Origin of the sequence: Streptomyces sp. NPDC097640, assembly GCF_040302705.1 — a bacterium.
Classification (GTDB): Bacteria; Actinomycetota; Actinomycetes; order Streptomycetales; family Streptomycetaceae; genus Streptomyces.
Genome location: NZ_JBEOSB010000028.1, coordinates 1 through 20,961, shown reverse-complemented (window position 1 = coordinate 20,961; position 20,961 = coordinate 1). Strand labels below are relative to the sequence as shown.

The 20,961-nt window shown below is 70.5% G+C and carries 19 protein-coding genes, 1 rRNA gene and 1 pseudogene; 14 read left to right on the top strand and 7 right to left on the bottom strand.

What is annotated here, in order from left to right; translation table 11 throughout:
* The first annotated feature begins 67 nt into the window (after positions 1-67).
* From pstC to pstB, 3 genes are all read left to right on the top strand, one after another.
* Positions 68-1,054, top strand: a complete 987-nt coding sequence (gene pstC / locus ABTY62_RS35070; RefSeq protein WP_352133448.1) for a phosphate ABC transporter permease subunit PstC — start codon at positions 68-70, stop codon at positions 1,052-1,054.
* Positions 1,055-1,199: 145 nt separating this feature from the next.
* Positions 1,200-2,276, top strand: coding sequence for a phosphate ABC transporter permease PstA (gene pstA / locus ABTY62_RS35065; protein ID WP_352133446.1), 1,077 nt, complete (start codon positions 1,200-1,202; stop codon positions 2,274-2,276).
* Between the two features lie 31 nt (positions 2,277-2,307).
* Positions 2,308-3,084 carry a phosphate ABC transporter ATP-binding protein PstB gene (pstB, locus tag ABTY62_RS35060; RefSeq protein ID WP_352133445.1) on the top strand — a complete coding sequence of 259 codons (777 nt, stop codon included), beginning with the start codon at positions 2,308-2,310 and terminating at the stop codon, positions 3,082-3,084.
* Positions 3,085-3,253: 169 nt separating this feature from the next.
* Here pstB and ABTY62_RS35055 read toward each other — a convergent pair whose 3' ends face one another.
* Together ABTY62_RS35055 and ABTY62_RS35050 are read right to left on the bottom strand one after the other, a co-directional pair.
* Complete coding sequence (locus ABTY62_RS35055; RefSeq protein WP_311724606.1) at positions 3,254-4,252, bottom strand: inorganic phosphate transporter; 999 nt, start codon at positions 4,250-4,252, stop codon at positions 3,254-3,256.
* Between the two features lie 8 nt (positions 4,253-4,260).
* The gene (locus tag ABTY62_RS35050) at positions 4,261-4,881 is read right to left on the bottom strand and encodes a DUF47 domain-containing protein (protein WP_352133444.1); all 621 of its coding nucleotides are present in this window, start codon (positions 4,879-4,881) and stop codon (positions 4,261-4,263) included.
* 194 nt (positions 4,882-5,075) lie between these two features.
* Between ABTY62_RS35050 and ABTY62_RS35045 the strand changes: the two genes are divergently transcribed.
* Entirely contained in the window at positions 5,076-5,459 is a 384-nt protein-coding gene (locus ABTY62_RS35045; protein WP_352133443.1) for a metal-sensitive transcriptional regulator, read from the top strand.
* Positions 5,460-5,502: 43 nt separating this feature from the next.
* On the opposite strand, the gene ABTY62_RS35040 is transcribed toward ABTY62_RS35045, so the two are convergent.
* The gene (locus tag ABTY62_RS35040; protein WP_311724609.1) at positions 5,503-5,691 is read right to left on the bottom strand and encodes a hypothetical protein; all 189 of its coding nucleotides are present in this window, start codon (positions 5,689-5,691) and stop codon (positions 5,503-5,505) included.
* Positions 5,692-6,112: 421 nt separating this feature from the next.
* Positions 6,113-6,934 (bottom strand): annotated as a pseudogene (locus ABTY62_RS35035) (SCO4651 family lipoprotein); the annotation flags it as partial.
* A gap of 97 nt (positions 6,935-7,031) precedes the next feature.
* Between ABTY62_RS35035 and ABTY62_RS35030 the strand changes: the two are divergent.
* Positions 7,032-7,367 (top strand): hypothetical protein, encoded by a 336-nt coding sequence (locus ABTY62_RS35030; protein ID WP_352133577.1) that lies wholly within the window; start codon positions 7,032-7,034, stop codon positions 7,365-7,367.
* 70 nt (positions 7,368-7,437) lie between these two features.
* Positions 7,438-9,066 carry an FAD-binding oxidoreductase gene (locus ABTY62_RS35025; RefSeq protein WP_352133442.1) on the top strand — a complete coding sequence of 543 codons (1,629 nt, stop codon included), beginning with the start codon at positions 7,438-7,440 and terminating at the stop codon, positions 9,064-9,066.
* Positions 9,067-9,177: 111 nt separating this feature from the next.
* Here the strand turns inward: ABTY62_RS35025 and ABTY62_RS35020 are convergent, their stop codons facing one another.
* Both ABTY62_RS35020 and ABTY62_RS35015 read right to left on the bottom strand, forming a co-directional pair.
* The gene (locus tag ABTY62_RS35020; protein WP_352133441.1) at positions 9,178-9,903 is read right to left on the bottom strand and encodes a phosphatase PAP2 family protein; all 726 of its coding nucleotides are present in this window, start codon (positions 9,901-9,903) and stop codon (positions 9,178-9,180) included.
* A gap of 200 nt (positions 9,904-10,103) precedes the next feature.
* Positions 10,104-11,129, bottom strand: coding sequence for a C40 family peptidase (locus ABTY62_RS35015; protein WP_352133440.1), 1,026 nt, complete (start codon positions 11,127-11,129; stop codon positions 10,104-10,106).
* A 235-nt stretch (positions 11,130-11,364) separates the two neighbouring features.
* Here ABTY62_RS35015 and ABTY62_RS35010 point away from each other — a divergent pair, with 235 nt between their 5' ends.
* The 8 genes from ABTY62_RS35010 (at position 11,365) to ABTY62_RS34975 (ending at position 20,624) form a co-directional block, all read left to right on the top strand.
* A complete protein-coding gene (locus ABTY62_RS35010; RefSeq protein ID WP_014177694.1) occupies positions 11,365-11,571 on the top strand; it encodes a DUF397 domain-containing protein in 207 nt (68 codons plus the stop codon).
* Positions 11,572-11,886: 315 nt separating this feature from the next.
* The gene (locus ABTY62_RS35005) at positions 11,887-12,195 is read left to right on the top strand and encodes a DUF8827 family protein (RefSeq protein WP_311724613.1); all 309 of its coding nucleotides are present in this window, start codon (positions 11,887-11,889) and stop codon (positions 12,193-12,195) included.
* Positions 12,196-12,498: 303 nt separating this feature from the next.
* Positions 12,499-13,392 carry a DUF8175 domain-containg protein gene (locus ABTY62_RS35000; RefSeq protein ID WP_352133439.1) on the top strand — a complete coding sequence of 298 codons (894 nt, stop codon included), beginning with the start codon at positions 12,499-12,501 and terminating at the stop codon, positions 13,390-13,392.
* Entirely contained in the window at positions 13,382-14,710 is a 1,329-nt protein-coding gene (locus tag ABTY62_RS34995) for a hypothetical protein (RefSeq protein ID WP_352133438.1), read from the top strand. Before ABTY62_RS35000 ends, ABTY62_RS34995 begins: the two co-directional genes overlap by 11 nt.
* Positions 14,711-14,712: 2 nt before the next feature.
* On the top strand, positions 14,713-16,263 hold the full coding sequence (locus ABTY62_RS34990; protein WP_352133571.1) for an SCO6880 family protein: 1,551 nt from the start codon (positions 14,713-14,715) through the stop codon (positions 16,261-16,263).
* 44 nt (positions 16,264-16,307) lie between these two features.
* Complete coding sequence (locus ABTY62_RS34985) at positions 16,308-17,747, top strand: ATP-binding protein (RefSeq protein ID WP_352133437.1); 1,440 nt, start codon at positions 16,308-16,310, stop codon at positions 17,745-17,747.
* Between the two features lie 112 nt (positions 17,748-17,859).
* Positions 17,860-19,614, top strand: coding sequence for a type IV secretory system conjugative DNA transfer family protein (locus ABTY62_RS34980; RefSeq protein ID WP_352133570.1), 1,755 nt, complete (start codon positions 17,860-17,862; stop codon positions 19,612-19,614).
* 110 nt (positions 19,615-19,724) lie between these two features.
* Positions 19,725-20,624, top strand: a complete 900-nt coding sequence (locus ABTY62_RS34975; RefSeq protein ID WP_352133436.1) for a macrolide 2'-phosphotransferase — start codon at positions 19,725-19,727, stop codon at positions 20,622-20,624.
* A gap of 250 nt (positions 20,625-20,874) precedes the next feature.
* Here the strand turns inward: ABTY62_RS34975 and rrf are convergent.
* Positions 20,875-20,961, bottom strand: a 5S ribosomal RNA gene (gene rrf, locus ABTY62_RS34970); the annotation flags it as partial.

Below are 20,961 nucleotides of genomic sequence, written 5' to 3'. Positions count from 1 at the left end.
CCGGCCGCACCGTCCGGTGCACCGCCGCAAGGAGCCCCACCCCACGGCTCCGCAGACCGGAGAACCCATGAAAACGGACATAGAACCCACATCCCCCACAGACCCATCGGCCAAGGTCAGGACGCGCAACACCGGCCGATTCGGTGACAAGATCTTCCTCGGACTCTCCCGAGGCTCCGGCGTGCTGCTGCTGGTGATCATGGCCGCGATCGCGGTCTTCCTCGCCGTGCGCGCCGCCTCCGCAATCTCCGACAACCACGGGAACTTCCTCACCACCTTCGAGTGGAACACCAGTTCCCGGCCGATGGTCTTCGGCATCGCCGTCCTCGCCTACGGCACGATCGTCAGCTCGATCATCGCGATGGTCATCGCGGTCCCGATCGCGGTCGGCATCGCGCTGTTCATCTCGCACTACGCGCCGCGCCGGCTGGCCACCCCGGTCGCCTACGTCGTCGACCTGCTCGCTGCGGTCCCCAGCATCGTCTACGGCCTGTGGGGCGGGCTCTTCCTCGTCCCGCACCTGACCGGCCTGTACAAGTGGCTCGACGAGTACCTGGGCTGGACCAAGATCTTCGAGTACAACGACGGCGCCGCGCGCTCCCTGTTCACCGTCGGCATCCTGCTGGCGATCATGATCATCCCGATCGTCACCAGCGTCAGCCGCGAGGTCTTCCGCCAGGTCCCGCAGATGCACGAGGAGGCCGCGTTGGCGCTCGGCGCGACGCGCTGGGAGGTCATCCGGATGTCGGTGCTCCCCTTCGGCCGCTCCGGCATCATCAGCGCCTCCATGCTGGGCCTGGGCCGCGCGCTTGGCGAGACGATGGCCGTGGCCACCGTGCTGTCCCCCAGCTACCTGATCAACGCCAGCCTGCTGGACCCGGGCGGCGGCACCTTCGCCCAGAACATCGCCAGCCACTTCAAGGAGGCCGACGGCCCCGCGCGTGACGCGCTGATCGCCTCCGGTCTGGTGCTGTTCGTCATCACTCTGCTGGTGAACGGCGCCGCGCGGCTGATCATCGCCCGCCGCAAGGAGTACTCGGGAGCCGCCGCGTGAACGACGCACGCATGAAAGCTGCCTGCGCGCAGCGCAGCCGCTTGAGGGCGGTGGCGGGAGACGGGCGGGACTCCGGGCCGCAGACGACCGCGATAGCCGCGCCTCTGCGCCGCGTGGGCGGAGAAGTGAACGAAAGGGGCGGCGCATGAGCAACGCAGTCATCGACACGAGCCAGGTGGCCGGGAACGCCCCGCGTCCGGCCCTCAAGCAGCCCCGGCTGCCCCAGTGGGCCCCGATCGGCCTGGCGGTGCTCGCCATCGCCCTGGCCTGCGGCATCGGCGTCGCCGCCGATCTGAGCAGCAAGACCCAGTGGGGTCTGATCGCCGCGCTGCTGTTCGTCGTGATCTCCTTCGGCCTGACCGCCAAGGTCGAGGGCTCCCGCCAGGCCAGGGACAAGCTGGCCACCAGCCTGATCTGGGTCTGCTTCCTGCTCGCGGTGATCCCGCTGGTCTCGCTGATCTGGGAGACCGTCGACCGGGGCCGCACGGCCCTCGACGGCTACTTCCTCGGCCACTCCATGGAGGGCGTGCAGACGATCCTCCCCGGCGGCGGCGTCTACCACGCGATCATCGGCACGCTGGAGCAGGTCGGCATCGCCACCGCCATCGCGGCCCCGATCGGCCTGCTGACCGCCGTCTACCTGGTGGAATACGGGCGCGGCCGGCTCGCCAAGGCCGTGACCTTCTTCGTGGACGTCATGACCGGCATCCCTTCGATCGTCGCCGGTCTGTTCATCCTCACCTTCTGGATCATCGTCCTGGACTTCGACTACTCCGGCTTCGCCGGCGCGATGGCCCTGGCCATCCTGATGATGCCGATCGTCGTCCGGTCGACGGAGGAGATGCTCAAGCTCGTCCCGAACGAGCTGCGCGAGGCCTCGCTGGCGCTGGGCGTGCCCAAGTGGCGCACCATCCTCAAGGTGGTGCTGCCCACCGCGATCGGCGGAATCATCACGGGTGTGATGCTCGCGGTCGCCCGTATCGCCGGTGAGTCGGCCCCGATCATGCTGCTGGTGTTCGGCGCCACGGGGATCAACAACAACCCCTTCGACGGCGCGCAGTCCTCGCTCCCGTACTACGTGTACGAGCAGTGGCAGCTCGGTAACGATGCCTCGTACAACCGGGCCTGGGCGGCGGCGCTCGTCCTGATCGCCTTCGTCATGATCCTCAACCTGCTCGCCCGCGGTGTCGCCCGCTGGAAGGCCCCGAAGTCCGGCCGCTGAGGCCACGCCACGAAGAAGAGAAGTGATTCACATGGCCAAGCGCATCGACGTCAGCGGCCTGACCGCCTACTACGGCACCCACAAGGCCATCGAGGACATCTCGATGACCGTCGAGCCCCGCTCGGTGACGGCCTTCATCGGCCCGTCCGGCTGCGGCAAGTCCACCTTCCTGCGCACCCTGAACCGGATGCACGAGGTCACCCCCGGCGGGCGCGTCGAGGGCAAGGTGATGCTGGACGACGAGAACCTGTACGGCGCGGGCGTCGACCCGGTCTCCGTGCGGCGTACGGTCGGCATGGTCTTCCAGCGCCCGAACCCCTTCCCGACGATGTCGATCTTCGAGAACGTCGCGGCGGGGCTGAAGCTGAACGGCTCGTACAAGAAGAGCGAGCTGGAGAGCATCGTCGAGAAGTCCCTCAAGGGCGCCAACCTGTGGAACGAGGTCAAGGACCGGCTGAACAAGCCGGGCGCGGGCCTGTCCGGCGGCCAGCAGCAGCGGCTGTGCATCGCGCGCGCCATCGCGGTGGAGCCCGAGGTGCTGCTGATGGACGAGCCGTGCTCGGCCCTGGACCCGATCTCCACGCTCGCCATCGAGGACCTGATCGGTGAGCTGAAGGAGAGCTTCACGATCGTCATCGTGACGCACAACATGCAGCAGGCGGCGCGCGTCTCGGACCGCACGGCCTTCTTCAACCTGGCCGGCGTCGGCCAGCCCGGCAAGCTCATCGAGATCGACGAGACCGAGCGGATCTTCTCCAACCCGTCCGTCCAGGCGACCGAGGACTACATCTCGGGCCGCTTCGGCTGACGCACCCGCCTCCCGCGCCGGTCCGCCGGCGCGGGCAGGGATCGTCCTGTGGTGCTGCATGGCGGTGCCACCACAGGACGAAGGGCCCGCCCCCGGATCACCCAGGGGCGGGCCCGCCGCATTTACGAAGCGCTGTGCGGCCGCGCGATGGAGCCGCGCCGTGCCGCCGTCAGCCGAAGGCCAGGTTGACGATCCAGTAGCTGAGGGCCGCGACACCGGCGGCCGCCGGCATGGTGATGAACCAGCCGAGGATGATGTTCTTCGCGACGCCCCAGCGCACCGCGTTCACCCGCTTGGTGGCGCCGACGCCCATGATCGCCGAGGTGATGACATGGGTCGTCGAGATCGGCGCCTGGAACATGAACGACGCCGTGTACATGACCGAGGCCGCCGTGGTCTCCGCGGCGAAGCCCTGCGGCGGGTCCAGCTCGATGATCCGCCGTCCCAGCGTGCGCATGATGCGCCAGCCGCCCGCGTAGGTACCGAGCGAGAGCATCGCGGCGCAGGCGATCTTCACCCACACCGGAATCGCGTCGCTCTCGTCCTCCACACCCGCGATGACCAGGGCCATCACCACGACACCCATGGTCTTCTGGGCGTCCTGGAGACCGTGGCCGAGCGCCATGGCGGCCGCCGAGACGGTCTGGGCTATCCGGAAGCCGCGCTTGGCCTTGTGCGGGTTGGCGTCCTTGAAGATCCACAGGATGGCCACCATCACGAAGTAGCCCAGCACCAGACCGACGATCGGCGACAGGAACATCGGGATGACGACCTTCTCCACCACCCCGCTCCAGTGGACGGTGCTGGACCCGGCGAGGGCCGCTCCCACCAGGCCGCCGAACAGGGCGTGTGAGGAGGACGACGGAAGGCCGTAGTACCACGTCACCATGTTCCAGGTGATCGCGCCGATCAGTGCGGCGAACAAGATCATCATGCCTTGGCCGCCGGTGGGGGTGGCGATCAGCCCCTCACTGACGGTCTTGGCGACCCCGCTGCCCAGGAAGGCGCCCGCGAGGTTCATCACCGCGGCCATCGCGAGCGCCGCCCGCGGGGTCAGGGCCCGGGTCGAGACGGAGGTGGCGATGGCGTTCGCCGAGTCGTGGAAGCCGTTGGTATACGTGAAGAAGAGCGCGACCGCAATGGTCACGACAAGCGCGAAGGTGTCCATGCCGAGGCTCAGGACTCCTTGACGGCGATGGTCTCGACCGTGTTGGCCACGTGCTCGAAGGCGTCAGCCGCCTCCTCCAGCACATCCACGATCTGCTTGAGCTTGAGCACCTCGATGGCGTCGTACTTGCCGTTGAACAAGTGCGCCAGCAGCTTGCGGTGGATCTGGTCCGCCTGGTTCTCGAGGCGGTTCACCTCGATCCAGTACTCCGTGAGGTTCGTCATGGTCCGCAGGTTCGGCATCGCCTCGGCGGTCAGCTCCGCGGCCCGCGCCAACACCTCGATCTGCTGCTCGACCCCCTTCGGCAGCTCGTCTATCTGATAGAGGACGACCAGGTCGACGGCCTCCTCCATGAAGTCCATGATGTCGTCGAGGGAGGACGCGAGGGAGTAGATGTCCTCGCGGTCGAACGGCGTGATGAAGGAGGAGTTCAGCTGGTGGAAGATCGCGTGAGTCGCGTCGTCCCCCGCGTGCTCCGCGGCCCGCATGCGTTCGGAGATCTCGCTACGAGCGGAGGAGTCCGCCCCGAGCAGTTCCATCAGGAGTTTCGAGCCGGTCACGATGTTGTCCGCGGATGCGGCGAACATGTCGTAGAAGCTCGTCTCCCTGGGGGTCAGACGAAAGCGCACTGGGGATCCTCGGAATGCATCGGGGTCTGTCTCGTTGATGCTAGGTGCATCATCCGGCCACGGTAACCGGCGTTCCCCAGTGTGACCCATAGGGCAGAGTGCTTATCACAGGGACCCGGTCCAACCTGGCAGACCCGGTACCATATACCCAGCTGGGGTATATGGGGACATAGCGCTAACAACGGGAGGACGCCATGACGACCACGGCAGCCGACAGCTCCGCCACCGGCGGCGGCGAGGAGCACGGCCAGGCGTCCGGGCCCGGAGCGGCGACCGCCCTCGCCGAGCAGCACACCGGCCACGGCTACGCGAAGCAGAAGGACCAGCACCTCAAGCGGCTGCGCCGCATCGAGGGCCAGATCCGGGGCCTGCAACGCATGGTCGAGGAGGATGTGTACTGCATCGACATACTCACCCAGGTCTCCGCGAGCACCAAGGCGCTCCAGTCCTTCGCGCTCCAGCTCCTGGAGGAGCACCTGCGCCACTGCGTGGCGGCGGCCGCCGTCCAGGGCGGCGACGAGGTCGACACCAAGGTCGCCGAGGCCACCGCCGCCATCGCCCGCCTGCTGCGGACCTGAGGGCACCCGCCGCCCCCGCACCGGCGGACCACCGCCGCCGGCGCTACGGCCGGGCGTCCTCGCCCTCGGCTGGATCTGATCGGTCCGCCGCCACCTGGAGCACCTCGTCGATACGGTCCGGACTGAGCCTGTCCTCATCCGCGCTCGACGCAGCGATCATCAACTCACCGTAGAGATCGATCTCGACGAGGGCCACGGGGTCCGGGCCCGACGAGCCGCGACGCGCAACCACGTGTTTCACCTCCTCCTGCGAGCATCTGCAAGCACTTCCGAGCAGCGGCTTCCCAGCGTAGGGATCGGTACACACTCCGCGCATGGCACGGATGGACCATTTCACGGGGCTGAACGGCATGCGCTGGCTAGGTCTGGGGGGTTACGACCTTTCCTGTGTAGATATCCGATGGTTTGGGCAGCGTGACGGCGGCCGGGGCGCCGAAGTCGTACAGCTCGGTGATGGAGGCCACACCCAGCGTGCGCCGTACTCCCTGGGGGCCAGGGGCGCTCCGCTGCCCGGGGGCGCCCTGGTCGGGTCGGTAGGCGTCGCTTCCGGTTCCGGTTCCGCCTCCGTTTGTGGTTCCGCTTGTCGCGCCGGCGCTGGTTCCGGTGTCGGCGCCGGTGTCGGCGCCGGTGTCGGCGCCGGTGTCGGCGCCGGTGTCGGCGCTTCCGTCCTGACCGCCCTGACCGCCCTGACCGCCCTGACCGCCCTGGGCGGGCCGGCCGATGGCCTCGCTGGTCACCGTGAACTGGTGCCGCACCTCGCGCAGCCGCCCCTGGAGGTCGAGATACGCGTCGAAGGGCACCGCGTGCTCGGCGAACCCGCGCGCGGCGGCGGCCAACGGCCCCCGCCCGCCCGGCGACGCGGCCCGCGCGGCCCGCCCGATGTCCGTCGTCCCGCGGTAGTGCCGGACCACCGTGCCGTCCAGCGCCTCCTCACCCACCAGACTCACGCCCCGCGCACCGCGCAGCAGCTCGGCGGCGGCCAGCGGATCGGTCGCCCCGCCGGTGACCAGGTTCCCGTCCGGGATGCCGGCCGTGTCCACCCGCACCCACTTGTCCGGCGGGATGCCCGCGCCCCGGTTCCGCATGAACAGCGCGCCCGAGGAGAGCAGTTCGGTGATCGGCTCGTGCTCGGCGGCCCCCATCGCGTCCCTGGGCAGCACCAGCCGCAGCCGCCCCATCCGCCTGGCGTAGTCGTAGGCGCCGCTGCCCCTGATCGATACGCGGGTGCCGCCCGTCGCCGTCTCCATCGTCGTACGGACCCGCGAACTGCCCGACCGGATCAGCACATCCGCGGCGCGGTGCAGCACGGCGGCCGCGTCGGTCTCGGCGCGCGATTCGCCGCCGGGGCGTTCGTCCGCGACCGTCTCGGAGGAACAACCGGTCACGGTCGCCATCAGCCCGGCCAGCAACCCGCCCGCCAAGGCGGCCGCCACGCGCCTCGTCCGGGCACCGCCCGTACGCCGCTGGATTTCCATCGACCGCCGACCCCCTGGCCACGCTCGTCCACGCCTTGGTACTTGTTCGTTTAACGACTCCCCCCGTCGGCCCGTCACGGCCGGGTAGCGTGGTTGTGTGCTCGACTCAGGCGACCCAGGTCCAGGCGCAGGCCAACACCGCACCACCACCTCGGAGAAGGGCTCCTTCTGTATCGCCCGCTGCTCCTGCGGCTGGTACGGACCCGCCCGCCGTTCGCGGGACAAGGCCCGTACGGACGCGTCCGACCACGCCGCCGAGCTCGCCGCGGAACCCGCGGCCGCGCGCACAGCCGCTCCGCCACCGCCCCGCAGCGCGCCTTCCGGCCCCGGCATCGCCTCCGAGGCCACCGCTGATGCCGCCGCTGAAGTCGCCGTCTCCCGTTCCGCATCCGCCGCCGACGGAACCGGACGCGCGGCCCCGCCCTCTGAGTAGGGGACCGGACCGGCGCGTGCCGCCCGGCCAACTGGTGGGTCAGCAGCGTCAAGTGGGACGGGAGGCCGCCATGAACCGGCGGACACTACTGGCAGCGGGCACGGCACTGGCGACCACGGGGGCCGGGACCGCCGCGTGCGAGAAGAACTCGGGACAGTCGGCGGGCGACGGCGACCCGTCCACCCGCGCCCCCTCCTCCGCCTCCGACGCCCGCTCGTCGTCCGCCTCAGCCTCCGCCTCGGCCTCCGCCAAGGGCTCCGACGGCAAGGCACGGGCCACCGACTGGACGGCGCTGGGCAAGGGCCTTCAGGGCGACCTGATACGCCCCGGCGACGCCGACTACGCCACCGCCCGTCAGCTCTACAACACCCGCTTCGACCGGCTGCGGCCCGCCGCCGTCGCCTATGTCGCGAACACCTCGGACATCTCCGAGTGCCTGGACTTCGCCCGCCGCCACGGCACTCCGGTCGCCATCCGCAACGGGGGCCACAGCTACGCCGGTTGGTCCAGCGGCGACGGCCGTCTCGTCATCGACGTCTCCGCGCTCAAGTCGATCCGTACCTCCTCCGGCGAGGCCCGGATCGGCGCGGGCGCCAAACTCATCGACGTCTACACCACCCTGGGCGCCTCGGGCGTCACCGTGCCCGGCGGCTCCTGCCCCACCGTGGGCATCTCCGGCCTGACCCTCGGCGGCGGCCACGGCGTCGTCTCCCGGGCGTATGGGCTCACGTCCGACAACCTCACCGGAGCGACCGTCGTCACCGCCGACGGCCGGAGCCTCCAGGTGTCCAAGGACCGCGAGGCCGATCTGTTCTGGGCCCTGCGCGGCGCCGGCAACGGCAACTTCGGCGTCGTCACCGAGCTCCGCTTCCGCACCCACCGGGCCGCCGACGGCGTCACCTGCTACATGAAGTGGCCGTGGGCCAAGGCGGCGACGGTGCTGCGCGCCTGGCAGAAGTGGGGCCCGGAGCAGCCGGACGAGATCTGGTCCGCGCTCCATCTGGAGGCCTCCCCCGGACGCACCCCGACCGTCTCGGTGAGCTGCTTCTCGCTCGGCACCTACGGGGAGCTGCAGAACGCCGTCGACCGGCTCGCCGACGGCCCGGGCGGGCCCGGCCCCGCCTCGACCGTCACGCTGCGCCGCCGCGGCTATGTGGAGGCGATGCGGATGTACGCCGGATGCGGCGACACCGGCACCGCCCAGTGCCGCCTCCCGGGCGACACCCCGGGCCGCGGCTCCTCCGGCGTGCTCCAGCGCGAGACGTACGCGGCCCGCTCCGACTTCTACGCCCGTTCGCTGAGCGAGGCGGGCCTGCGCGCGATGCTCGGCCAGGTGGAGGCCTATGGACGCCGTACGGGCGGCGGGGGCGCGGTCAGCATCGCGCTCACCGCGCTCGGCGGGGCCGTCAACCGCGTCGCGCCCCTGGCCACCGCCTTCGTGCACCGCCGCTCGCGCTTCCTGGCGCAGTACACCGCCTCCTGGGCGGCCGGCGGGGCCGGGACCGCACAGCTCTCCTGGCTCGACGGGACACACACGGCGATGCGGCGCCATGCGTCGGGAGCGGCGTACCAGAACTACACGGACGCCGCCCTCAAGGACTGGCGCACCGCGTACTACGGCTCGGCGGCGGACCGGCTGACAAAGCTGAAGAAACGTTACGACCCGGACCGGCTGTTCGACTTCCCGCACGCGCTCTGACCACCGGGACCCAGCGGGTGTGAAGGCCAAAACGCGGCGTGCGCGCCGGGCGCAGGGCCCGGCGCGCACGCCGTGTGTCATGAACCGCTGTGAGCGCCGGGGCGCCGGTGGTCAGGCCGCCAGGTCCTTGCTGCGGCGCTCGCTGCCCGACTGCCGGGCCTCGGAGAACTCCGGAACGTCCTCCTCGGCGGACTCCCCGCCCTGCCCGGCCTCGGGGGCCGCCCCCGCCCGCACCAGCCAGCCCACCCGCGAGCCCGCGACCGCCGTCGTCAGCGGCGTCAGCAGCATCATCGCCAGCGGCGCCAGCAGCAGCGCGACCGCGGTGCCCAACGCGAACCCGCCGATGACGTCCGTCGGGTAGTGCACGCCCATGTAGACGCGGCAGAACCCCTCGAGCAGCGCGAGGCCGATCGCGGCCACCCCGTACGTCCGGCTGGCCATGAAGACGCCCACGGCGATCGCCATGGTCAGCGTCGCGTGGTCGCTGACGAATGAGAAGTCCGTCTTGCCCGCCACCAGGACTTCCAGCCCCTGATGGTCCTTGAAGGGCCTCGGCCGCTCCACGAACTCCCGGATCGGGATGTTGGCGAGCAACGCGAGACCGGCCGCCAGCGGCGCCCACACCAGCCCGGCGACGGCGGACGGCGCGTCCTGCGGACGCTTGCGCACGCTCCACCACGCGCCGAGCATCACCAGCGCGAGCCCGATGATGATCCCGTACTCGCCGACGAACTCCATGACGCGGTCGAACCAGTGGGGAGCGTCCTTGGCGAGTCCATTGATGTCGTAGAGCAGGCTGACATCAGGGTTCGACCCGTCCAGTGCGAGTCCAGCCATGTGCCGTGGCCCCTTATCTCTTGCCTGTCGCTACATGCGGCTGCCGGCCCCCGTTGGTCAACGCGATCGATGCCGATGTTGTCCGCTGCCGATCCACTTCCAGGAAACGCCCTTATCGAGCGGGGCGTTCCGCTCTCTACCCAACGATCACCAGGACGTTATCGAAGGGTGACCCATCGTCGCAGCTCAGGGCGGAGCCTTTACGCGGAGTTCGCCGTCGGCAACGCTTTTGCGCCATCTTTGGTCACCCGCGTCGCACCGATGTAGTCCGGCGTGTCGATGTTGTCGAACCGGATCACGGCACCAGTGTACGGGGCGTTGATCATCTTCCCGCCGCCCACATAGATCCCCACATGGTGGATGGATCTCGGGTCGTCGAGGTCGTACGCGAAGAAGACCAGGTCACCAGGGAGCAGCTCGTCCCGCTTCGGATGCGGCCCGGCGTTCCACTGATCGTTGGCGACGCGCGGCAGCTCGATCCCGACGGTCTTGTACGCCGCCTTGGTCAGCCCGGAGCAGTCGAACCGCCCGCCGTCCTCAGGCGTGCCGTTGCCGCCCCACAGATACGGCTTCCCGAGCTGCTTCTGCGCGAAGTAGATCGCCGCGGCCGACTGCTGCGAGGGCTGCACCTGCTGGACGGGCGCCGCGAAGCTCTTGGCCAGGGTGGTGATGGTCTTCACATAGTTCTGGGTCTCCCGGTACGGCGGCACGCCGGAGTACTTGATCACCGCGTACGCGCCCGCGTTGTAAGAGGCCAGCATGTTGTGCGTCGGATCGCCCGGGACGTCCTTCACATAGCCCGCGAGCGAGCAGTCATAGGAGGCCGCCGACGGGATCGCGTCCTGCGGATCCCAGATGTCCTTGTCGCCGTCCTTGTCGCCGTCCACGCCATGGGCGGCCCAGGTGCCCGGGATGAACTGCGCTATCCCCCTGGCGTTCGCCGGGCTCTGCGCCTTCGGGTTCCAGCCACTCTCCTGGTAGAGCTGCGCGGCGAGCAGGGCCGGGTTGATGGCGGGGCACAGATTGCCCCACTTCTGGACCAGCGACTGGTACTCGGCGGGAACGGAGCCCTTGGCCAGCCCGACCGTCGTGCCGCCCTTACCGCCCGCGAGGTCCGCGGCGACCATGTACGTACCGACGACAAGGAGCGCGACGAACGAGAACGACACCCCGAGACCGACACTGACGCCCAGCCAGACCTTGCGCACCCGGCCATCCTCCCCCATCGGCGCGTCATACGAACGTGTTTCCGCACGTACGGCGAAAATCCGCCGCCCGCCAGCCGAAACCATACGGGCGGGCGGGGCCGTTCGCACCGCGTGCCCCGGCCCTCCCCACCCTTGCGCCCCACCCCTGCCCCCGGTACGCCCGGCCCCGCCCCTCGACCGCCTCCCGTACGGACGCGGAGCGCGTAAAGTCCGGCCCGTCCCAGAGCTCATACCGACCCGTAAGGACCACGCGATGACGCAGCTCGACTGGCAGCGGGCCACGACCCCGGAGGACGGGGAGCAGGAGGCCTACCTGGAGGTGGCCGCAGGCCCCGATGGCCGGATCTACATGCGCGAGAGCAACGATCCGGACAACATCGTGGTGACGACCCAGGCGAAGTGGGAGGCGTTCATCAAGGGGGTCAAGGCCGGCGAGTTCGACGACTTCGCGGAGGAGTGAGGCGGAGGAGCGGGGCGGACGAGCGAGGCGCACACGGCGCCGGGGCTCGCCGATCCCCAGACTCCGCCGGACCCCGCCGGACCCCACCGCTGATCGTTGCCCAGTGCCCAGGTGCGTGATACACACAGTGACCGGAAAGCCTCGCGTCGACGCTTTTGTACGCCGGTCAGGTCATCGTGGTCCACAACACGTACGAGATCCGCCAAGAAATGCCGCCAAGTCGACATGCGGAAGCGGGATCGTCAGCGAAGATAGAGGCTGGCATGTGCCAACCGACGTTGGCACACAACTACCCATAAGGGGCGGTGAGTTCTTATGTTTCTAGCGGCCGACAAGGGCGACATCAACACCATCATCGGCGGAATCGCCCCAGACTGGGGCCCCTTCGGCGACCTGGGCGGCGAGGCCCGCGTCATGATCGAGGTGGTGATGGCCGTGGCCCTGCTGCTCTGCTTCGGCATCGCTATCTGGGGCGCCGCCAAGCAGCGGATCGGCGCGACCGCGCTGCGCGACACCTTCAGCGCCGAACAGGGCAAGGGTCTGATCGTCGCCGGACTGACCGGTGTGTTCATCATCGGTTCACTGGGCACAGTCTTCACGATCGTGTACGGCATGGCCGTCTAGCGCACCACCCGCTCGCACAGCCGACCCCCCCACGCGCGGCGCACACCCCGCCCCCAAGCCTCCGCCCCCGAGCCCCCCACTGGTCCACCTCCCCCACCCGAGGCTGCTTCCTGATGCCCGCTCCGCCCTCTGAGGTCGTGTCAGCTTGATGTCCACTCACACCGCCCCGCCCCGACGTCGGTCCGCGCCGCTACCGTCGTATAGCGGTGGCCGGAGAGCGACTATGGCTGATGCCGCGGCCGGCGCGGCGGGGACCGTGGACACGGTTGTCTCGATTGACACGTTTGAAGGGGCGTACATGCGATGAGTCTGGGCGGCGATGACGGATACGGCGGCGACTACGGCCAGGACCCGATCCGCTCGGGCGGCGCTTCCTCCGGCGGCCACCTGACGCGCACTCGCCTGCCCGAAGGCGACGACGACCCCTTCGGCCCACCCCGCCGAGGCGGCGGCCGCGCCGGCAGGCCCAGCCGGAACCTCGTCACCGTGGTGGGCGTCGTCGTGCTCCTCATCGCCGCCATCGCCTTCGCCAACCGCGGCAGCGGAGACAGCTCCTCGGACAGCGGCTCCGACGACGGCTCAGGCCCGAGCGCGAGCAGCCGGGCCACCGCCCCGACGGGGGAGCGGCCCGTGGAGGGTAAGGACGGCGTGACGGGGATCGCGTCGGGGTTCGCCAAGACGGAGCAGGGGGCGCAGAGCGCGGCGGCGAATTACGCGGTGGCGCTGGGGTCGGCCGACATGTTCAAGACCACCGGTCGGCGGCAGATCGTGAACGCGATCTATGCCCCGGACGCCGCGACCGCCCGGCTCAAGCGCCTCGACAAGGCCTTCTCGGGTGACAAGATCTTGTCGAATGCCGGCCTTGACTCCAGCGGCAACCCCCCGGACGGCATGACCTTCGTGTCCCGTACGAACCCGGTGGGCACCAAGGTGGAGACATTCAAGGGCGACACGGCCCGGATCGCGGTATGGCAGTCCCTCCTCTTCGGGATCGCAGGGGAAGGGTCGACCAGACCTGTCTCCGAGAGCTGGCACACGGATACGTTCGAACTGCAATGGATCAAGGGTGACTGGAAAGTAACCAAGTACACCCAGAAGGACGGCCCGGCGCCCGTGGGCCGCGACCAAGCCGCCGCCTCCGCCGAGGACATGGCGAACGCTGTAGAAGGCTTCGGAGGGTTCACGTATGCCCGCTAACCGCCGTCGTGTCCTCTGGATCGGTTCCGCAGCGGCAGCCATTCAGGTCGCAGGCGTCCTTCTCCTCGCGGGTCACGCCGCAGCCGCCCCATCACCCACTCCGTCCCCCTCCGGCAGCGGCGACGGCTGCGGGCTTGACGGCCAATACAGCGATCTGTGCGACGGCAACGGTGACGGGGGCGGCACATCCGACCCCACCTCCCCGCTCGACCCCGCCGCCTCCCTCGCCCGCGGCTGCGCCAACGCCGCCTCCTGGCTCGTCGGCAAGCTCTCCGACCTCGTCAAGGAGACGGCCACCGTCGACTTCACCAACGAGGCCTTCCTCCGCCAGTACGCCGTCGTCTTCGCCGCCTCCACCGTCCTCACCCTCATCCTCTGGCTGCTCGCCGTCGCCAAGCGCGCCATCCGCGGGGTGCCGCTCGGCGAGGCGCTGTCGGAGGCCATCGGTTTCCTGTGGCTGACGGTCCTGGCCTCCGCCTTCACGCCGCTCATCCTCTATACGGTCGTCACGGCGACCGACGCCGTCACCCAGGCCATCGCTTCCGGCACCGGCGCGGACAACGACACCTTCTTCGGCTCGTTCGCCCAGGCCCTGAAGAAGGACGAGGACATCGGCGGCGGGCCGATCATGCTCATCGTCGTGTCGCTGGTGACCATCCTCGCCGCCGGCGTGCTCTGCCTGGAGCTGGTCATCCGCGCCGCCCTGCTGTACGTCGGCGCGCTGCTGGGAACCGCCGTCTACTCGGGCCTGGTCGACAAGAACATGTGGGGGCATGTGCGCCGCTGGGCCGGGATCATGATCGCCGTGATCCTCGTCAAGCCGGTGGTCGTGATAGTGCTCGCCCTGGCCGGGGCGCTGTCCACGTCCGACAAGGGTCCCGACGCCTTCTCGGCCGTCGTCTCCGGCCTCGCGATCATCATCCTCGCCATCTTCGCGAGCGCGATGATCTACCGCTTCGTCCCCGGCTTCGGCGATGAGATCGTCAAGGCCCGCAGCGCCAGCGCGGACCCGGCGTCCCGCCAGGCCGCCGCCATCATCAGCTCCCCGGCCGCCCTCGTGAAGCAGGGCATCAACACCCACAGCGCCCGCGGAGGCGGCGACGGCGGGGGCGGCGCCGCCGCGGCCCGCCCCGGGCAGGCGAAGCCCGCCAACCCGGTCTCCGGCGGCGTCGCCGCGCACAGCTCCCGCAGCGGCCAGGGCGGCGGGGGCGGCACCGCACGCCCCAGCGGCGGCGGGGGCGGAGGCGGCGGGGCCGCATCCGCGGCCCGCGCCCAGAACCGCGGTTCCAGCAACAACCCCGGAGGTGACCGGCGGTGACGATCGAGGCCCAGTCTCCCATCGCGCCTCGCCGCACATATCTGATCGGACGCGCCCGCCCCAGCGCGATCGTCGGCAAGAACCGCGAGACCGGCGAAATCGCGTTGATCATCGGGGGCGCGTTCATCGGGATGATGTGCGGGCTGCTGGTCCCGGTGCTGATGCTGCGCATCACCACCCTGGTGGGCTTCCCCACCCTCGCGCTGGCCGCCGTGTACGTCCCGTACAACGGCCGCACCTTCTACAAGTGGTTCGAGATCAACCGCTCCTACAAGCGCATTGCGCGCAGCGGCGCCGCCTACCGCTCCGCCGCCGCCGAGGCCGGCACCCGTGTCGACGGCCGCGAGGTCGAGGTCGGCCCGCCGCCCGGCATCGGCCGGATCAACTGGCTGGCGGCGCCCTTCGGCCCCGACGAGATCGCGGTGCTCCTGCACGCCGACCGCCGCACCGTCACCGCCGCCATCGAGATCGAGGGCCCGGGCGTCGGGCTGCGGGACAGCGAGGACCAGGAGGCACTGGTCGACCGGTTCGGCACCCTGCTCAAGCATGTCGCCAACGGCGACGGCTTTGTGACCCGCCTCCAGATGCTGGCCCGCACCCTCCCCGCCGACCCCGACGCGCACGCCAAGGACGTGGAGCGGCGCGGCGACGGAGACGCCCCCAACTGGCTCAAGGACTCCTACGACCAGCTTCAGTCGATGGTCTCCACCTCCTCCGAGCAGCACCGCGCCTATCTGGTCGCCTGCATGCACTACACCCGCGAGCTGGCGGCCGAGGCCCAGGCCATCGCCCGCGCCACCCGCCACAGCGGCGGCGGCCGAAAGCTCGACAAGGACGCGGGCCTGGCCGTGGTCATGGCGCGCGAGCTGACCGACATCTGCGCCCGGCTCGCCGAGGCCGACATCCGGGTGCGGCAGCCGCTCGGCCAGGGCCGGCTGGCCTCGCTCATCCACTCCATGTACGACCCGGACCACCCCATCGACCACATCCAGGCCATGACCCAGCGGAACGCCTGGCCGGCCGAGCTGGACGCGATGGAGCCCACCTTCCTCCAGGCCAAGACCCGCGAGTCGAGCACCCGCGAGCCCTGGTGCCACTCCACCGCCTGGGTCAAGGAGTGGCCGATGACCCCGGTCGGGGTCAACTTCCTCGCCCCGCTGCTGGTCCACACCCCCGATGTGATCCGTACGGTCGCGGTCTGCATGGACCTGGAGCCGACCGAGATCGCGATCGAGCGGATGCTGACGGAGAAGACGAACGACGAGGCCGAGGCCAGCCGCGCCGCCAAGATGAACCGCACCGTCGACCCGCGCGACATCGCCGCACACGGCCGGCTCGACCAGCGCGGCGAGGACCTGGCGAGCGGCGCCGCGGGCGTCAATCTCGTCGGCTACATCACCGTCTCCTCCCGCTCCCCCGAAGCCCTCGCCCGCGACAAGCGGACCATCCGGGCCTCGGCGGGCAAGAGCTATCTGAAGCTCGAGTGGTGCGACCGCGAGCACCACCGTGCCTTTGTGAACACACTGCCGTTCGCGACCGGCATCCGGCGATAGAGCGATAGCGCGATAGAGACGACTGGGACGATAGGGGCTCTGCCGTGGCCGATCCGATTGGCGCCATCACCGAGACGTTCACCAGCTTCCTGTTCGGGAAGGTGGAGACGACCCGGCTGCCGGTCCGCACGTCCACGGGGCAGGCGCAGGCCGTCTATCTGCCCACCGCCGCACCGGGCCTGGGCGACTCGGGCGTGATCATCGGGCGCGAGGTGTACTCCGGCAAGGGGTACATCTACGACCCGTTCCAGCTGTACGGACAGCAGCTGCCCGCCCCGCACTGGCTGGTCCTCGGCGAGTCCGGAAACGGCAAGTCGGCCCTGGAGAAGACCTACGTCCTGCGGCAGCTGCGGTTCCGCGACCGCCAGGTCGTGGTTCTCGACGCCCAGGGCGAGGACGGCGTCGGCGAGTGGAACCTGATCGCCCAGGAGCTGGGCATCACCCCCATCCGGCTCGACCCGATGGCCGCCCTGGACGGCGGCATCCGCCTCAACCCCCTGGACCCCTCGATCACCACGACGGGGCAGCTCGCCCTGCTCCGTACGATCATCGAGGTCGCGATGGGCCACGGGCTCGACGAGCGCTCCGGCTTCGCCCTCAAGGTCGCCCACGCCTACGTCAACCAGACCATCGTCGACCGCCAGCCGGTGCTGACCGACATCGTCGAGCAGCTGCGCCACCCCGAGGCGGAGTCGGCGGAGGCGATGAACGTCGACATAGACGACGTACGGGCGTGGGGCCTCGACGTCGCCCTGGTGCTCGACCGGCTCGTCGACGGCGACCTGCGCGGCATGTTCGACGGCCCGACGACGGCGGGCATCGACCTCAGCGCCCCCCTGATCGTCTTCGACCTCTCCCACATCGACCGGAACTCGATCGCCATGCCGATCCTCATGGCGATCGTCGGGGTGTGGCTGGAGCACACCTGGATCCGGCCGGACCGCAAGAAGCGCATCTTCCTGGTCGAAGAGGCCTGGCACATCATCAACTCGCCCTTCGTCGCCCAGCTCTTCCAGCGGCTGCTGAAGTTCGGGCGCCGGCTCGGCCTGTCCTTCGTCGCCGTCGTCCACCACCTCTCCGACGTGGTCGACGGCGCGGCGGCGCGGGAGGCCGCGGCGATACTCAAGATGGCGTCGACCCGGACCATCTACGCCCAGAAAGCCGACGAGGCCCGGGCCACCGGCCGGGTGCTCGGCCTGCCCCGCTGGGCGGTCGAGATCATCCCGACCCTCTCGCCCGGCATCGCGGTCTGGGACGTCAACGGCAATGTCCAGGTCGTCAAACACCTGATCACCGAGGCCGAGCGGCCGCTCGTCTACACCGACCGGGCCATGACGGAGGACGGCCTGGCCGTCCAGCTCGCGGCCGAAGCGGAAGCGGAGGCCGAGGAGCGGGCGGCCGCGGCCATGGAGCAGCAGCTCGCCCAGGAGGCCGCCGAGGCGGACGCGTACGGCGGGCCCTCGTACGGGTCGACGGTGGCCTGACGTGACGACGGGGCGGGTCCACGGAGGGCAGGGCGGCCACGGCGGTGCGGGAGAGCCGGGCAGACCCCCGGCCTCCCAGGGCGGCATCCCGGACGGGCTGCTGATCGGCGCCATGGTCTTCGTCCTGGGGCTGACGGGGCTGGTGTGGACCGCGACCGGGCTGGCCGGGCTCTTCGCCCACGGCGCCTGGCCGGACGCCGTGCGCTTCCTCCGCACGCCGCAGGCGATGCGCTCCCTGGCCGAGCAGCCCCACGACCTCGCCGCGGCCTGGCCCGACACGCCGAAGGAACAGCTGTCGGGATACGGGCTGTTCTGGGGCCTGTTCATCAGCGAGCTGATGGTGCTGATCGTGCTGACGGTCTTCGTCATCGGCACCGCCACGCGCTATCGCGCGGTGCGCGCCAGGCGCCGCGCGGAGCGGCAGGACGCCGCGGCGGCGAAGCGGGACACCGGGCACTCTGGCGGTCCTGAGGACAGGCGTGAGGCCGACGGAGGACACGAGTACGTCCCCGGGAACGGTCCGGCCGGGCCGGGAGGGTCAGGGCCGGGGCCAGGTTCCGGGCAGGAGGCCGGGGCCCTCGGGGCGGCGGCCGCGCCGGGCACACGGCCCGACGGCAACCTCCAGGGCTATCGAGCCGATTCGGCGACCGGCCTGACGCCCGGCGGTCCCGGATCCATCGGACAGCAAGCCGGGCAGCAGGCCGACTGCGCGACGAACGGTACGGAGCCGCGCCCGGCCGCGCCGGTCGCCGGACAGCCCGGAGTCGGACACCCCAGCGCACCCACAGCCCCGTACGGCCCCTGGAACGGCCACGCCGGCAACGGCGACGCGGGCACCGCGGCGCCCCACCACCACATCGCCGAGACGCCCGCCTCATCAGGCACGGCGGCGCTCCAGCCGGTCCCCACCCCACGCGGCGGCCCGGGGTTCCCCGGGGCCGAGCCGACGCACTCCCGCGTCCTCTACGGCACACAGCGCGGCGACGCCGCGTCCGAGGCCGTCCTGGAGGCCGACGGCCCGGTCCTGGTCGTCACCAGCGACCCCGCGTTGTGGGCGACGACCAAGGACGCGCGCGCGAAGTTCGGCCCCGCCCATGTCTTCGACCCGTCCCACCTTCTCGACACCCCGGCCCGGCTGCGCTGGAACCCCGCGGCGGGCTGTGAGTCCCGCGATGCCGCGGCCGCCCGTGCCACCGCGCTCCTCGCCCCCGTACGCCCGCTCCACGCCGCGGACAGGCCCATGGTGGAGGCAGCGGAGACCATGCTCCGCTGCTGGCTGCACGCGGCCGCCGTGGACGGCCGCCCGTTCCGTCATGTGCACCGCTGGGCGCAGGGCAACTCGGCGCATGAGCCGGTGCGGATCCTGCGGACGCACGCGAAGGCCGCCGGGGGCTCCGCGGGTGAGCTGGAGGCCATGCTCACCGCGCACCCGGAACGCCGCGACATGGCCCAGGAGCTGACGGCCCGTGCGCTGGCGGCGCTGTCCTCGATCCACATCAGGGACGCCTGCAACCCCGGCCGGTCCGACTCCCTCGCTTTGGAGTCATTCATCGGCGAAGGGGGAACGCTGTATGTGATGGGCGAGTCCATCGAGGACCCACGGACCCATCCGGGTGCGATGCCCCTGTTGACCGCACTCGCCTCACACGTGGTCGAGCACGGCCGGCGCATGGCCGAACGGTCATCCTCCGGTCGGCTCGACCCACCACTCACCCTCGTCCTGGACGATGTCGCGGCCGTGGCACCCCTGCCCCAACTGCCGGACCTGCTGGCCCAGGGCGCGTCGCAGGGCCTGCCCACGCTGGCGCTGATGCGCTCCCAGGAGCAGGCCCGCGCACGGTGGCCCCACCGAACCCTGGTGGGCTGAACCGCCACAACGCGGACGACTGCTGAGGGATGTTCCGAACGTGGCCTGTCAGTATGGCTGGTGAGGAAAAGAGCTGGAGGTGGCGTAGGCGCGAGTGAGAGCGTGGTCCCATGAGCATGATCGATGACGTCATCGCCCTGGCCGCCGCCCACGGCCCGCACTTGTCCGCGCAGGACGCCACCGTGAACGAGGCGGGCCTGGACTACCGCGTCGTCATGGCCTCCGACGCGACCGGCCAGAGGTGGGTGCTGCGCGTACCGCGCCGCGCCGACGTCTCCGAGGGCATGGCCGCCGAGACGCGCATCCTCGGCCTGGTCGCCCCCGTCCTGGCCGAGGACGGCGTCGCGGTCCCCGACTGGCAGGTCCGCTCCCCCGAGCTGATCGCCTACCCGGCCCTGCCCGGCGCCCCGGGCCTGACCCTGACCGACGCCGGGGCGCCCAACTGGCACATGGACCCCGCCAGCCCGGACTACGCCGAGCGCCTGGGACGCCTGCTTGCCCGTCTGCACTCCATCCCCCCGGAGCAGGCCGAGGCCGCGGGCGTCGAGGTCCGCACCCCGGCCCAGGTACGTCAGGCGTGGCGGGACGACGTCGCCCGCGTGAGCGAGGCCTTCACCGTTTCCCCCGCCCTGACCGATGCCTGGCAGGCCTGGCTCGAGGACGACACCTGCTGGCCCGAGCAGACCGTGATGACCCACGGCGAGATCTACCCCGCGCACGTGCTGTTCGACGAGGAGGGCACGATCACCGGGGTCCTGGACTGGACCACCGCCCGCGTGGACGACCCCGCCCGTGACCTGTCCGCCCAGTACGGCGCCGCGGGCGAGGAGATGCTACAAGCCACCCTCATCGCGTACGGGCAGGCGGGCGGGCACGTCCACCCCGGCCTGGCAGCCCAGGCGAAGCACCTGTGGGACGCCTCCCCGATCGGGTACGCCCTGTACGCGCTGACCACCGGCGCCGAGACCGACCTGGCCACCGCGGCGGCAATGCTGAACCCCCAGGCCTGACGCCCCGCCCGGTCTGAAGACGGCGCACCTTCCCAGGGCGGGAAGGTGCGCCGTCGTCGTTTCCGGAGATCCCTAGGGGCACATGAGGTGGGTCACGCCCCGGTTAGTTCCCTCGTTCCTGCTCGGGACCCGTGTGCCCAGGTACCACCTGTCCGGCTCTCGGACACGCGGCGGCCCGGTCGGCCGTCGATGAAATAAAAAAGCCTCGGTCCCGAGTATCTTCCGATACTCGGGACCGAGGCTAAAAATTGTTCGGCGGCGTCCTACTCTCCCACAGGGTCCCCCCTGCAGTACCATCGGCGCTGAAAGGCTTAGCTTCCGGGTTCGGAATGTAACC

What these genes read in the sequence shown, in the direction of transcription:
- ABTY62_RS35025 (WP_352133442.1), top strand. Translation starts at nt 7,438, where the DNA reads ATGAACCGGCGGACACTACTGGCAGCGGGCACGGCACTGGCGACCACG.
- ABTY62_RS35055 (WP_311724606.1), bottom strand. Translation starts at nt 4,252, where the DNA reads ATGGACACCTTCGCGCTTGTCGTGACCATTGCGGTCGCGCTCTTCTTC.
- ABTY62_RS34975 (WP_352133436.1), top strand. Translation starts at nt 19,725, where the DNA reads ATGAGCATGATCGATGACGTCATCGCCCTGGCCGCCGCCCACGGCCCG.
- ABTY62_RS35000 (WP_352133439.1), top strand. Translation starts at nt 12,499, where the DNA reads ATGAGTCTGGGCGGCGATGACGGATACGGCGGCGACTACGGCCAGGAC.
- pstB (WP_352133445.1), top strand. Translation starts at nt 2,308, where the DNA reads ATGGCCAAGCGCATCGACGTCAGCGGCCTGACCGCCTACTACGGCACC.
- ABTY62_RS35020 (WP_352133441.1), bottom strand. Translation starts at nt 9,903, where the DNA reads ATGGCTGGACTCGCACTGGACGGGTCGAACCCTGATGTCAGCCTGCTC.
- ABTY62_RS35005 (WP_311724613.1), top strand. Translation starts at nt 11,887, where the DNA reads ATGTTTCTAGCGGCCGACAAGGGCGACATCAACACCATCATCGGCGGA.
- pstC (WP_352133448.1), top strand. Translation starts at nt 68, where the DNA reads ATGAAAACGGACATAGAACCCACATCCCCCACAGACCCATCGGCCAAG.
- ABTY62_RS35045 (WP_352133443.1), top strand. Translation starts at nt 5,076, where the DNA reads ATGACGACCACGGCAGCCGACAGCTCCGCCACCGGCGGCGGCGAGGAG.
- ABTY62_RS34980 (WP_352133570.1), top strand. Translation starts at nt 17,860, where the DNA reads ATGGTCTTCGTCCTGGGGCTGACGGGGCTGGTGTGGACCGCGACCGGG.
- ABTY62_RS34995 (WP_352133438.1), top strand. Translation starts at nt 13,382, where the DNA reads ATGCCCGCTAACCGCCGTCGTGTCCTCTGGATCGGTTCCGCAGCGGCA.
- ABTY62_RS35015 (WP_352133440.1), bottom strand. Translation starts at nt 11,129, where the DNA reads ATGGGGGAGGATGGCCGGGTGCGCAAGGTCTGGCTGGGCGTCAGTGTC.
- ABTY62_RS35010 (WP_014177694.1), top strand. Translation starts at nt 11,365, where the DNA reads ATGACGCAGCTCGACTGGCAGCGGGCCACGACCCCGGAGGACGGGGAG.
- pstA (WP_352133446.1), top strand. Translation starts at nt 1,200, where the DNA reads ATGAGCAACGCAGTCATCGACACGAGCCAGGTGGCCGGGAACGCCCCG.